14 protein-coding genes are annotated in these 13522 nt (G+C 43.8%); 10 read left to right on the top strand and 4 right to left on the bottom strand.

Features of this window, described 5'->3' with window-relative positions:
* Position 1: 1 nt before the first annotated feature.
* The 5 genes from rsxG to WR49_RS00335 all read left to right on the top strand — a co-directional run bounded on the left by rsxG (position 2) and on the right by WR49_RS00335 (position 3311).
* A complete protein-coding gene (rsxG, locus tag WR49_RS00355; protein ID WP_017056501.1) occupies positions 2–631 on the top strand; it encodes an electron transport complex subunit RsxG in 630 nt (209 codons plus the stop codon).
* On the top strand, positions 631–1323 hold the full coding sequence (locus tag WR49_RS00350) for an electron transport complex subunit E (protein WP_029626991.1): 693 nt from the start codon (positions 631–633) through the stop codon (positions 1321–1323). The genes rsxG and WR49_RS00350 overlap by 1 nt, the downstream gene beginning before the upstream one ends.
* Positions 1324–1503: 180 nt before the next feature.
* The gene (gene nth / locus WR49_RS00345) at positions 1504–2139 is read left to right on the top strand and encodes an endonuclease III (RefSeq protein ID WP_010437137.1); all 636 of its coding nucleotides are present in this window, start codon (positions 1504–1506) and stop codon (positions 2137–2139) included.
* Positions 2140–2249: 110 nt separating this feature from the next.
* Positions 2250–2666 carry a lactoylglutathione lyase gene (gloA, locus tag WR49_RS00340; RefSeq protein WP_017056499.1) on the top strand — a complete coding sequence of 139 codons (417 nt, stop codon included), beginning with the start codon at positions 2250–2252 and terminating at the stop codon, positions 2664–2666.
* Positions 2667–2876: 210 nt separating this feature from the next.
* Positions 2877–3311, top strand: coding sequence for a DUF2753 domain-containing protein (locus WR49_RS00335; RefSeq protein WP_017056498.1), 435 nt, complete (start codon positions 2877–2879; stop codon positions 3309–3311).
* A 108-nt stretch (positions 3312–3419) separates the two neighbouring features.
* Here the strand turns inward: WR49_RS00335 and motY are convergent, their stop codons facing one another.
* A complete protein-coding gene (motY, locus tag WR49_RS00330; RefSeq protein WP_017056497.1) occupies positions 3420–4301 on the bottom strand; it encodes a flagellar protein MotY in 882 nt (293 codons plus the stop codon).
* A gap of 188 nt (positions 4302–4489) precedes the next feature.
* Here motY and rnt point away from each other — a divergent pair, with 188 nt between their 5' ends.
* Both rnt and WR49_RS00320 read left to right on the top strand, forming a co-directional pair.
* Complete coding sequence (gene rnt, locus WR49_RS00325; RefSeq protein ID WP_017061178.1) at positions 4490–5134, top strand: ribonuclease T; 645 nt, start codon at positions 4490–4492, stop codon at positions 5132–5134.
* Between the two features lie 65 nt (positions 5135–5199).
* Positions 5200–6525 carry a Na+/H+ antiporter family protein gene (locus WR49_RS00320; RefSeq protein ID WP_029626989.1) on the top strand — a complete coding sequence of 442 codons (1326 nt, stop codon included), beginning with the start codon at positions 5200–5202 and terminating at the stop codon, positions 6523–6525.
* Between the two features lie 193 nt (positions 6526–6718).
* Here the strand turns inward: WR49_RS00320 and WR49_RS00315 are convergent, their stop codons facing one another.
* Positions 6719–7348, bottom strand: coding sequence for a DsbA family protein (locus tag WR49_RS00315; RefSeq protein WP_046222686.1), 630 nt, complete (start codon positions 7346–7348; stop codon positions 6719–6721).
* Between the two features lie 98 nt (positions 7349–7446).
* Positions 7447–7785 (bottom strand): Grx4 family monothiol glutaredoxin, encoded by a 339-nt coding sequence (locus tag WR49_RS00310; RefSeq protein ID WP_017056493.1) that lies wholly within the window; start codon positions 7783–7785, stop codon positions 7447–7449.
* 269 nt (positions 7786–8054) lie between these two features.
* On the opposite strand from WR49_RS00310, the gene sodB reads away from it, so the two are divergent.
* The 3 genes from sodB to WR49_RS00295 all read left to right on the top strand — a co-directional run bounded on the left by sodB (position 8055) and on the right by WR49_RS00295 (position 10405).
* The gene (sodB, locus tag WR49_RS00305; RefSeq protein WP_010437112.1) at positions 8055–8639 is read left to right on the top strand and encodes a superoxide dismutase [Fe]; all 585 of its coding nucleotides are present in this window, start codon (positions 8055–8057) and stop codon (positions 8637–8639) included.
* Between the two features lie 303 nt (positions 8640–8942).
* Positions 8943–9446 carry a VC2046/SO_2500 family protein gene (locus WR49_RS00300; RefSeq protein ID WP_269429453.1) on the top strand — a complete coding sequence of 168 codons (504 nt, stop codon included), beginning with the start codon at positions 8943–8945 and terminating at the stop codon, positions 9444–9446.
* Positions 9447–9721: 275 nt separating this feature from the next.
* Positions 9722–10405: an SDR family oxidoreductase gene (locus WR49_RS00295; RefSeq protein ID WP_046222684.1), complete on the top strand. Its 684-nt coding sequence runs from the start codon at positions 9722–9724 to the stop codon at positions 10403–10405.
* Positions 10406–10590: 185 nt separating this feature from the next.
* On the opposite strand, the gene adhE is transcribed toward WR49_RS00295, so the two are convergent.
* A complete protein-coding gene (adhE, locus tag WR49_RS00290) occupies positions 10591–13296 on the bottom strand; it encodes a bifunctional acetaldehyde-CoA/alcohol dehydrogenase (protein WP_017056490.1) in 2706 nt (901 codons plus the stop codon).
* Positions 13297–13522 lie beyond the last annotated feature (226 nt).

Raw genomic sequence — 13522 nt, 5'->3', positions numbered from 1 at the left:
CATGCTAAATGCAATTAAGAAAAACGGTCTTGTACTCGCTATTTTTGCGTGTGCTTCCACCGGTTTGGTAGCGGTGACTCACGAGCTAACCAAAGAGCAGATAACACTGCAAGAACAAGCTCAATTGCTATCGGTACTTAACCAAGTAATCCCACACGAGTTACATGACAATGAGCTTTTTTCAGCTTGTACCTTAGTTGAAGCCGAGGCGCTTGGAACCAAACAAGCCATGCCAGCTTACATTGCTAGACTCAACGAAGAACCGAGTGCAATCGCGATCGAAGCCATTGCACCAGACGGCTACAACGGTGCAATCAAGGTGATTGTTGGAATGAAAATAGACGGCACTATTTTAGGTACTCGCGTTCTTTCCCATCAAGAAACTCCGGGGTTGGGTGATAAGATTGATCTACGAGTGAGTGATTGGATTCTCTCTTTTGCAGGCAAACAAGTAACTGAGTCGAATCTTGATCGATGGAAGGTTCGCAAAGATGGCGGTGATTTCGATCAGTTTACCGGCGCAACTATTACGCCGAGAGCCGTCGTAAAGTCAGTGAAACAAACGGTTGAATACGTTAACAAAAATCGCCAAGCATTGCTTGCTCAACCTCTAAATTGTGGTGGTGAATGATGAATGAACATAAAACACTAATTAAAAATGGCATGTGGGCCAATAACCCTGCCCTAGTGCAACTTCTTGGGTTATGCCCTCTACTCGCGGTTTCCTCAACCGTGACTAACGCGCTTGGATTAGGCATTGCCACGTTACTTGTTCTGGTCGGTTCGAACGTTTGCGTCTCTTTGGTTCGTAACCATGTACCAAAAGAAGTTCGCATCCCAGTATTCGTGATGATCATTGCTTCACTAGTAACCTGTGTTCAACTTCTGATGAATGCCTACGCGTACGGACTTTATCTATCTTTGGGTATCTTCATACCACTGATCGTAACCAACTGCATCATCATTGGCAGAGCGGAAGCATTCGCTTCAAAAAATGCGGTGTTGCCTGCTGCTCAAGATGGTTTTTGGATGGGTCTTGGCATGACATCGGTACTGATTGTGTTAGGTGCGATGCGTGAGGTGATAGGTAATGGGACTCTGTTTGATGGCGCCGACCTACTTCTTGGTGACTGGGCTTCAATGTTACGCATCCAGATATTCCAATTTGATAACAGTTTCTTATTAGCTCTGCTTCCACCAGGTGCCTTTATTGGTGTTGGTTTCTTGATTGCTTTGAAAAACATCATCGACAACCAAGTAAAATCTAGACAGCCAAAACAAGAAAAACCAACTATTGAACGCGCTCGCGTTACCAATGCCTGATAAGTTACAGTAGCTTAAAACCCTGCTGAGAAGCTCAACCGCTCAGCAGATATATAGATTGACCAAGTACACACATAATAATGACGCTCATAAGAGCGCGTAACCGATGATAAAGCCTGAGTATTCGGAATTAATTGAATACCGAAACTCAAGCCCTAACTATTTGAAAGTAATGTCGCTATGAACAATGTAAAACGAGTAGAAATACTTGAGCGTTTAAGAGAAAACAACCCAAAGCCAGAGACTGAGCTTAACTGGAACAGCCCTTTCGAGTTGCTGATTGCCGTACTTTTGTCTGCACAGGCAACCGATGTCAGCGTGAACAAAGCAACGGATAAGCTTTACCCAGTGGCTAATACTCCACAGGCGATTTTCGACCTAGGTGTCGATGGCTTAAAAGAGTACATCAAGACAATCGGCCTATTTAATTCAAAAGCAGAAAACACCATTAAAACGTGTCGAATGCTGCTTGACCTACACAATGGTGAAGTACCGGAAGATCGTGCGGCATTAGAAGCCCTTCCTGGCGTTGGTCGTAAAACTGCCAACGTAGTATTGAACACCGCTTTCGGTTGGCCAACCATTGCCGTGGATACTCACATCTATCGCGTATCAAACCGCACTAAGTTAGCGATGGGCAAAACAGTCGACGATGTTGAAGCTAAGCTGCTCAAAGTCATTCCAAAAGAATTCAAACTGGATGTCCACCATTGGCTCATTCTTCATGGACGCTACACTTGTGTCGCGCGTAAACCACGTTGTGGCAGCTGTATCATTGAAGATCTGTGCGAGTTTAAAGAAAAAACAGACGTCTAGGGCTAATAAGGTCTAATCAAAAAGCTAATAAGCTAAACAACACCGCACTCTTCTTGCGGTACAACAACAGAATTACAAAACGTATACACAGTTAAAGCTAGGAGCAAATCATGTCAAACGGCCGTATTTTACACACCATGCTACGCGTTGGTGATCTAGATAAGTCTATCGAGTTCTACACCAATGTAATGGGCATGCAGCTATTACGTAAGAACGAAAACAAAGAGTATGAATACACACTGGCTTTCGTTGGCTTTGGTGACGAATCTCAAGGTGCTGTAATTGAGCTTACATACAACTGGGGAACGTCTGAATACGACCTTGGCTCTGCTTTTGGTCACGTTGCGATTGGTGTAGACGATATCTACACAACGTGTGATGCGATTAAAGCCGCGGGTGGTGATGTGACTAGAGAAGCGGGGCCAGTTAAGGGAGGAACAACACACATTGCCTTTGTAAAAGACCCAGATGGCTACATGATTGAGCTTATTCAGAACAAGCAAGCAAGTGCGGGGTTAGAAGGTTAATTTAAATCTAAAAGACCAAGGATGACTTTGAAAAGTAATCCTCAAACGTGGATTGACCAATAGTAGAAAGCGAGCGCTATGCTCGCTTTTTGTTTATTGCGATCGCTCATATTTTTGCTCAATCATTTATTGTAACAATCCTATCTAAACGCTTTACATGATAATGATTATCATTTAAATTAAACCTCTCTAAACCAGTGAGGTCATACAATGATTAGCGAATGGGAAAAACACACGTTACTTGCCGACACGGCATTACAACTCGACGATCCTGTACGAAGTATTCTTCACTATAAGCAGGCATTGAACTTAAGCGAAAAAATCACTGAGCGTACCGATATTCAAGCCGATGAACGCTTACTTATTTCCGTCATCTCTTGCCATAATCTCGCCCAGTTTTGGCGATGGGCTGGCGAGACAGATTATGAACTCAAATATCTCCAACTGGCTTCAGAAAAAGTGCTGACACTTATCCCTCAATGCCCTAATACGCAATGTTCAAGCTTCATTGACTCTATTGGCTGCTGTAAAAAAGCGCTTATCGATTTCATGAAACGCCATCCTAACCCTAAAATTGCCTCTATGGTTGAAAAAATCGATACCGCAACCAACTGTGAAATTATCGCCCGTTTTCGCCTAAATTAAGTTTGCTTTTGATTAAACTCAAATAGTTTTTTCGTGGCTAAGGCACTTACATTACAGCCCCATTTAAGTAGAAAAAAGCTCGCCTCTTTACATTTAGGGTCGTTCAGCTTAAACCTGTGTACGACCTAAAGAGATAACAACGCGTCGGTTTTTATCTTTGCCAATTGGTGAGCTGTTATCGGCAATCGGACGACGTTTACCATAACCTTGAACTTGAATACGGTCTCCAGGTAAACCAAGTGACTTGAAGTACTCTCTTAACGACTCAGCTCTTCTCTCAGAGAGGTTCTGGCTAATACTTTTACTGTCTGCAGAGTCCGTGTACGTCGCGACTAGCACAAGGTCGATATCTTGGTTGTAACGAACATAATCTGCGATCTGGCTTAGCCTTTTACGTGACGACTTATTCAACTGATCGCTATTGCGATCGTAATGCAGAATAGTAAAAGAGATATCTTCAAAGCTGTAAGGCAATAAGTTTGCAATACAGTCACTAAATACATTGTACTTTTCTTGGAATAACACCGACGACAACGACACTTCGATACGCTGATCTCGGCTCTGCCACTCTTGGTAACTGAATGTCGGGTAGCGCCCTTTCTCCAGTTCACTCAAGATACCCCACGCCGTTTGACCGCCAACGTACCCATCAAATTGTTGGAAGAACTTAATGGTTGTCATGCGATCAGCACTTTCGCCCGGACGCCAAGGTGGCGGCATAGAGATCAAGCTTACATTGCGCGTCGCACCCATTGGGCGGCGCATTTTAAGCTCAAAGTCCAAAATGATTTTTTTACTCGCGCGAGATGAGAACTCAGCATCACCAAAGTTTGGAATTGGGTGAACCAAGCGACATTCTAGTGGTGTGTTGGCCACCATCTCCCACGTTGACTGTTGAGGAGATGCTCCGTAACGCTTTTCTTGTGCCATGACCGATGACGACACAAGTAGCGAAAATAGCATTGAACCTGTTATGAGTTGTTTCTTCATAAAGTGGAGTATCTCTTAAGCAATTCGTTTAACAATGCAGCCAATTGCCGCATTTTTCTCTCGTGTTTAAATATGCAATTATCAAGCCGAAATGGGGTGGCTAATTTATGATTTATTGCCCTTCCCTAGTTTTTATCACTGCTATTATCTGCAATAATGCAGGCTTAATCACACTTATTTGGGCTAACATGACTGTAGAAAACGAGGCTCTGACCCTAAAAAAACGCTTTCGCGGCTATTTTCCAGTGGTCATTGACGTGGAAACCGCAGGGTTTAACGCAGAAACCGATGCATTATTAGAAATCTGTGCCATTACATTAAAAATGGATGAGAACGGAGACCTGCACCCTGCATCAACGCTTCATTTTCACATTGAGCCTTTTGAAGGCGCAAATATAGAGCAGGCAGCATTAGACTTTAACGGAATTAAAGACCCATTTAGCCCATTACGTGGTGCTGTGTCGGAACAAGAAGCCCTTAAAGAAATCTACAAGCTAGTGCGAAAAGAACAAAAAGCTTCAGATTGCAGTCGCGCAATCATGGTTGCTCACAACGCTACATTTGATTTGAACTTCGTGAATGCGGCAAGTGAGCGCTGTAAGCTTAAACGCGTCCCGTTCCATCCATTTGCAACTTTTGACACTGCAGCTCTTAGTGGTCTTGCCTACGGTCAAACCGTTTTGGCTAAAGCTTGCCGCACTGCAGGGATGGAATTTGACAACAAAGAAGCACACTCTGCTTTATATGATACGCAAAAAACCACAGAGTTATTTTGCGGCATAGTAAATAAATGGAAAGCCCTTGGTGGTTGGCCGCTTGTTGACGAAGAATAACAAATAGAGTCGGTAAACGTTTGTTCGTATTACCTTCATAAAAAACACAACATCCCGAGAATAATATGAATCCTGTTGTAATTTCAGTTTGCATCATGCTTGTTTTAGCTTTGATGCGCGTAAACGTTGTCGTTGCTCTTACGTTCAGCGCAATTATCGGTGGCGTTGCCTCTGGTATGGGCTTGAACGACGCAGTCGCAGCTTTCGAAAGTGGATTAGGTGGCGGTGCAACTATCGCACTTAGCTACGCTATGCTTGGTACATTCGCTGTTGCTATCTCACGTTCTGGTATCACAGATCTCCTTGCTCAAAGTGTTATCAAACGCATTCACGGCAAAGAGAACAGTGCGGCATCGACTGGCCTTAAATACGGCATCCTTGCGTCGTTGATCTTAGTGACCATGTCTTCGCAAAACGTGATTCCTGTACATATCGCCTTCATCCCAATCTTAATCCCACCTCTACTAGGCGTATTCGCAAAAATGAACCTAGACCGTCGTTTAGTTGCGTGTGTGCTTACTTTTGGTCTGATTACACCTTACATGGTGTTACCGATTGGCTTTGGTGGCATCTTCCTAAACAACATCCTGCTTAAAAACCTTCACGACAACGGTCTTGAAAACGTTGTAGCAAGCCAAGTACCTATGGCAATGTTGTTACCAGCAGCAGGCATGATCTTCGGCCTTCTTACTGCAGTATTCTTTACTTACCGTAAGCCTCGCCAATACAAAGAAACCTCTCACACTGTTGTTTCAACAGAAGTGAAAGAGATCAACAAGAAGCACATCCTAGTAGCGGCGGCAGGTATCGTTGCAGCACTAACGGTTCAACTGTCGACGGGGTCTATGATCATCGGTGCACTTGCTGGTTTCATGGTATTTACCTTCGGTGGCGTAATCGCTTGGAAAGAGACGCAAGATGTCTTCACCAAGGGCGTTCACATGATGGCAATGATCGGTTTCATCATGATTGCAGCGGCCGGTTTTGCGGCAGTTATGAAGCAAACGGGTGGCGTTGAATCTCTGGTTGAAGCACTTTCAACAAGCATCGGCGACAACAAACCTCTAGCTGCACTACTTATGCTAATTGTTGGTCTATTGGTTACTATGGGCATTGGTTCTTCGTTCTCAACGATTCCAATCCTTGCGACTATCTACGTTCCACTAGCGGCAGCATTTGGTTTCTCGCCAATGGCAACAATCGCTCTAGTAGGTACAGCAGCAGCACTTGGTGATGCGGGCTCTCCGGCTTCTGACTCAACACTAGGTCCAACGTCTGGTCTAAATGCTGATGGTCAACATGAGCATGTTTGGGAAACCGTAGTTCCAACATTCCTGCACTACAACATCCCACTGATCGTATTCGGTTGGATTGCAGCTATGGTTCTGTAATTAGGTTCTGTAGTTAAAGAATCCTACGCTCACTTTTATAAAGACCGCCCTGTGCGGTCTTTTTTGTATCTGGGGTTCATTCCACTCTCCCTTCCGCTCACTCTCAATGAACTAGCGACGCCAAACAAAAAAGGCTTACTCTTATGAGTAAGCCTTAGAGATCATTGCGTCAACACAGACAACTCTCGCTGAATTATGCAGCGGGAGCATTGCTCACTAGAATTTCGCGAATAGATCTAAGCGTTGCGTCCGTTGAATGGTAATCCAATTCAACTTCACTAAAGATGCCGTTCACTTCAAGCATTAAAGTCGGGTAAGAGAATACTCCCATCGCTTCTTTAAAACCTAATTGGTCAGCCAACTCACTTTCCAATAACTTGCTAGAAAGATCATTTTCAAACTGTTGTACATTCATGCCTAATTCTTCAGCCAACTGCAGATGCGTTCCTTGGCAGTGTGGCAACATCGCACGAAGGTAGTAAGCGTGTTGAACCCCTTCCAGCATCGCTTCGTAGTGATCTTGAAAACCTGCGGCAATCACAGCACGGCACGCAGGGTAAGTGCTGCGAACAGGCTTGCACTCAGTCCAAAACTCGTGGTTAAACTCGGTACCTAGCTTAGCTTCGATCTGCTTCCAGATTGCTTGCAGCTTGCCTTTCATCTCTTCTGACATTGGCTCATCAGAATCCGGGGCTAAACCACCCACTACATAGTTAAACTCAATGCTCGCAGGCAATTGTTGTTTCAATAACTCAAGTGTTGGCTTGTAACCCCAGCACCAGCTGCACATTGGATCATGCACATAATGAAGTTTTACGTTCATTGTTCATTCCTTATCGAGTCAATGATTCGATCAATTCCAATAAAAAAGGAGCCTGATTAAGGCCCCTCATTTTAACTATTCAGCGCAAAGGCTAGAACTTACTCAGCGTCATCGCCAGCAACTTTAGCCGCCGCTTCTTTGATGATTGGCTGAAGTTCACCTTTTTGGAACATCTCAAGAATGATGTCACAACCACCGATTAGCTCACCTTCAACCCAAAGTTGTGGGAAAGTTGGCCACTGTGCGTAAACCGGAAGCTCTGCACGGATATCAGGGTTTTGTAGGATATCTACGTAAGCAAACTTTTCACCACACGCCATTAGAGCTTGAGATGCTTGAGAAGAAAAACCACAGCTTGGTAGCTTAGGTGAACCTTTCATGTAAAGTAGAATCGTGTTTTCTTCAAGTTGCTGTTTGATTTTATCGATAGTTTCCATTGCTTCCTCGTTGATGGATTACGGCTTTTATTGCCTTTATTCTACCCCAAACCAAAAGAATAAAAACCATATAAAAAAAAAGGCTAACAAACTGAGCTAGCAATTCAAATAAAAGTGATGAATTGGGCTTTTAATAAAGTAAAAACTTGCTAAACTATACTCCAAGTCAGAAAATTGACCATGGTTAGCCGTATAGCGAACCATGAATAATAATATCACTGGAAGCAATCGAAAGAGTTAACTCTTTCATATCAATGGAGAATTGATCAATGGCATTTGAACTACCGGCTCTTCCTTACGCGAAAGACGCACTAGAACCACACATTTCAGCAGAAACGCTAGATTTCCACCACGGTAAGCACCACAACACTTACGTTGTTAAGCTAAACGGCCTTATCCCTGGTACTGAATTTGAAGGTAAAACACTAGAAGAGATCATTAAGACTTCTACTGGTGGTGTTTTCAATAACGCAGCTCAAATCTGGAACCACACGTTCTACTGGCACTGTCTTGCTCCTAAAGCAGGCGGCGAACCAACTGGCGCTGTTGCAGAAGCTATTAACGCTGCATTCGGTTCTTTCGAAGAATTCAAAGCAAAATTCACTGATTCAGCAATCAATAACTTCGGTTCTTCTTGGACTTGGTTAGTTAAGAAAGCTGACGGTTCTCTAGACATCGTTAACACTTCTAACGCTGCAACTCCTCTAACAGAAGAAGGTGTTACTCCACTTCTAACTGTTGACCTATGGGAACACGCTTACTACATCGATTTCCGCAATGTTCGCCCTGACTACATGGCTGCATTCTGGAACCTAGTAAACTGGTCTTTCGTAGAAGAGAACCTAGCTAAGTAATTATTACTTACGCTACGCTATTTATAGCGCGTTATCTATTGAAAGCTCATGCCTCGGCGTGAGCTTTTTTGTATCTATCGTATTCCACAAAATCTAGACCTTTCTTAGCCTATTAACCTATTAACCAGTTAGCCACTTAGCCACTTAGCCACTTAGCCACTTAGCCACTTAGCCAAGAGAGCTTACTTCTCGACCAACTCCTAGCACTCTTCCCCGCCCTGCATAAATTCTCTATTCGCTTGTAATTAAAGACTAAAGTTTGCCGACTCCATGCCGTTAAAGGAGTATCAAATGAGAGGCGTCATGCAAATACACACTTTAGACAAAGCAGGGATCATCAACGAACTGAAGTTCGGCATCGGGATCAGCCAAGCGGTTGAGCAAGGTCGCCGTGCAGATTTCGCGTTGCTGTTATCTATGTTTTCTAATGACGTTCGTGATTGCACGCCGATTGACACCATTGAAGTCACAGAGACAACTGAAGATCGCCTGCGTAAACACTTCGGCGTTGCAGAACCGCAGCAGCTGCGTTCGAACCAATCTTCGTATGAGATTTCAGCTCAGCAATCTAATTATTTTCATCAAGCTAGCCTTGCCAGCGCAAAACTCAGCCATTACTTGAAACCTGAAGCGCTCGCTTTTATGCCTGAAGATACGGCCGACTTACCCGAAGAGGTTTACCAAAACCTTTCTGGTCATGACCGACGTAAACTGGCGAACAAGCATGTCCCTGATCTGTCTCATGCCACGCTCTATAACGCGTTATCTACAGCCCAACGTCAGTATCAAATTCAAGCTCAAGTATAGCTTCACTCTCCTTTTCTTGCTCTAGCTCTATATTCATCTGTACTCTCTTCCATTCACGTTAAAGAATGATTGATATGAGTGATATGAACCACCAGCCTTGGATGAATTAAAAACTCGAGTTGTCGATTACTTCTTGAAGTTACTGGAAAATGTGACTTGCCACTAAGTTCATAAAAACTTATTAATTGGCACACCTTAGTTTGAACCAATTCACACCCATTGTATGAAATTTAACCCATCCTTATCCCACATGGACGATTTATTTAGGTACTGAGATGGAAATAAAAAGCTCAATCATATTGGTGACATCAGCAGGATCGCGTTTAGGAGGGACGATTGCGAACCACTTTGTTAACCTCGGAGCCACTGTTATCCTTTGTGATAAGGATCCTACAGCACTTGAAAAAACCTATCTCCAATGCTCTCGCGCCTCAGACTCCGTCTACCGTTACAAACTCGAAGATAACCATAATCAAGCCATATTAGATGTCTTTGATTTTGTCCAACGCACTTTCAACACCACACCTGATGTATTAGTAAATAACTGGATCAGTTCCCCAATGCCTAGTCTGATTGGTGACCAACCAGTCAGCAGCTTTATCGAGGATTTGTCTTCGAAAGCGTCGACCCTTTTTGCATTTGGGCAGATTAGTGCAGAGAGGTTACGCGAAGCAAATAAGGAGGGGGTGATCGTTAATGTGATATCTCACGACGACTTTCATGACGTATCAGGCTTGGAGAGTGCAAACTCGATGATTACGGGCTTTACCCACAGCTGGGCTAAAGAATTAACCCCGTTTAATATCCGTGTAGGTGGTGTCGTTCCCGCTATTCACAATGCCGACGGTAAGTTTAACCGTTGTCACTGGGCACAGCTGCAAGACGAGCTAACCAGAACTGCTGAATACATAATCTCTAATGACTACTTCAGTGGGCGAGTTGTCGCGGCAGAAGTTTAACTCCCTATTCCAATTGAACATGACTGACTCAGCCCATATTGAGTAACAGAGCTACTGCCTTTCAATCCGTTTACAAACGAACCAAACATAAAAAATGCCCCAGTCTCTCGACTGGGGCTTTCATCTTTTCCCGATAGATAAGTATCGTGCTAGCGAAAACTTATCTCAAAACTAATGCTTACTTATTATGCGTTAGCTTTTTCTTTTTTAGCTTTTGGCGCTTTCGCTTCAGCTGGCTTTTGGTCTGCTTTCTTAAGGATAACTGTAGTACCTTCGAAAGTTTCGCCTTCAACGTATGGTTGGCCGAAGTAAGAAGTTGTTAGAACTTCTTTTAGCTCAGTAATTAGAGGGTAACGTGGGTTAGCACCTGTACACTGGTCATCGAACGCTTCAACAGCTAGCTCGTCTAGTTTAGCGATGAAGTCAGACTCGTTAACACCCGCAGCTTGGATAGATAGTGGGATGTCTAGGTCAACTTTAAGCTCTTCTAACCAAGTCAATAGACGTTCAATCTTCTGAGCAGTACGGTCACCAGCTTGGCTTAGGCCTAGGTGGTCAGCAACTTCAGCGTAACGACGACGTGCTTGTGGACGGTCGTACTGAGAGAATGCAGTCTGCTTAGTTGGGTTATCGTTCGCGTTGTAACGTACAACGTTTGAGATAAGTAGTGCGTTAGCAAGACCGTGTGGTAGGTGGAACTCAGCACCAATTTTGTGAGCCATTGAGTGACACACACCTAGGAATGCGTTCGCAAATGCTACACCAGCGATAGTTGCTGCGTTGTGTACTTTCTCACGAGCGATTGGGTCAGCCGCACCATTTTTGTAGCTTGATGGTAGGTATTCTTTAAGCATCTTAAGTGCTTGAAGAGCTTGACCGTCTGAGTACTCGTTCGCTAGAACAGATACGTAAGCTTCAAGAGCGTGAGTTACTGCATCGTAACCACCGAACGCTGTTAGAGACTTAGGCATGTTCATAACTAGGTTCGCATCAACGATAGCCATGTTTGGCGTGATTTCGTAATCAGCTAGTGGGTATTTAGCACCAGTCTTGTCGTCTGTAACAACAGCGAATGGAGTAACCTCTGAACCCGTACCTGAAGTTGTAGTGATACATACAAGCTCAGCTTTTTGACCCATTTTAGGGAACTTGTAGATACGTTTACGGATATCCATAAAGCGCATTGCTAGTTCTTCGAAGTGAGTTTCTGGGTGCTCGTACATAACCCACATGATCTTAGCAGCATCCATTGGAGAACCGCCACCTAGAGCAAGGATTACGTCAGGTTGGAAGCTCTTCATTGCTTCAGCGCCTTTCTCAACAACAGATAGTGTTGGATCCGCTTCTACGTCGAAGAAAGTTTGAACTTCGATGCCTTGTGCTTTCAGCAGGCTAACTACGTCATCTGCGTAACCGTTGTTGAATAGGAAACGGTCAGTTACTAGGAATGCGCGTTTCTTACCTTCTAGGTCGCTCATTGCGATTGGAAGGCTACCACGACGGAAGTAGATAGACTTAGGTAGTTTGTGCCACAACATGTTTTCAGCTCGCTTCGCTACAGTTTTCTTGTTGATAAGGTGCTTAGGACCTACGTTCTCAGAGATAGAGTTACCACCCCATGAACCACAACCTAGAGTTAGAGAAGGTGCAACGTTGAAGTTGTACAGGTCACCGATACCACCGTGAGTAGTCGGGATGTTGATTAGGATACGAGCAGTCTTCATCTTGTCACCGAAGTAACGGATGCGGTCTGCGTTAGTATCTTGGTTAGTGTAAAGACCAGATGTGTGACCGATACCACCGATTTCAACCATAGTTACCGCTTGAGCAACTGCGTCTTCGAAGTCGTCTGCGCGGAATAGACCTAAAGTTGGAGATAGTTTCTCGTGAGCGAATTCGTCATCGTAAGAAACTTTACCAAGACCTTCACCTACAAGTACTTTTGTATCAGCAGGAACTTTAACACCCGCCATTTCAGCGATTGCTGGAGCAGGTTGACCTACGATTTTAGCGTTTAGGTTGCCGTCGATAAGAAGCACTTTACGTACTTTATCAGCGTCAGCTTTAGATAGAACGTGAGCTTTGTGAGAAGCGAAACGCTCTTTCACTTCGTCGTATACTTCACCAACTACGATTGCAGCTTGCTCAGAAGCACATACAACGCCGTTATCGAATGTTTTAGACATAAGGATAGATGCTACAGCACGTTTGATGTCAGCTGTTTCATCGATAACGACAGGAACGTTACCAGCACCAACACCGATAGCAGGCTTACCAGAAGAGTATGCTGCTTTAACCATGCCTGGACCACCAGTAGCAAGGATAAGTGCAATACCGTCGTGCTTCATCAGCGCGTTAGAAAGCTCTACAGATGGTTGGTCGATCCAACCGATGATGTCTCTCGGAGCACCAGCTGCAACAGCTGCGTCTAGAACTAGTTTCGCTGCGTCGTTAGTTGAGTTCTTTGCACGTGGGTGTGGCGAGAAGATAATGCCGTTACGTGTCTTAAGAGAAATTAGAGATTTGAAGATTGCTGTAGAAGTTGGGTTCGTTGTTGGAACGATACCACAGATGATACCTACAGGCTCAGCGATAGTCATTGTGCCTAGGTTGTCATCTTCTTCTAAGATGCCACATGTTTTTTCGTCTTTGTATTTGTTGTAGATAAATTCAGATGCAAAGTGGTTTTTGATAACCTTATCTTCAACAATACCCATTCCAGATTCAGCAACTGCTTGTTGAGCAAGTGGAATACGAGCGTGGTTAGCAGCAAGAGAAGCTGCGCGGAAGATTGCGTCTACTTTCTCTTGAGAGAATGTTGCAAACTCTTCTTGTGCTGCTTTAACGCGAGCTACTAGAGCATCAAGTTCCGCTAAGTTAGTTACAGGCATGGTGGATCTCCTAAAATAATAAATATTAAAAACTTTTTATTAAATTCGCTGCTTGTCTTTAACTTTAATCGACAACGTTCTTAGTAAATTGCTTTCAGGACTGAGTATATTATTTCATTGTGTGAAAAAAATTGACCCAGATCAGTTACCCAAAAATAATTAACCAGAAAGTAGTAAGACAATCACAAATTTCAACTTAAGAGCATGATTTATATAGATTAAAATC

The organism is Vibrio sp. ECSMB14106, from assembly GCF_000972265.1.
GTDB classification, from domain to species: Bacteria; Pseudomonadota; Gammaproteobacteria; order Enterobacterales; family Vibrionaceae; genus Vibrio; species Vibrio kanaloae.
The sequence above is the reverse complement of the archived record's forward strand: the minus strand, read 5'-3'. Positions and strand labels throughout refer to the sequence as shown.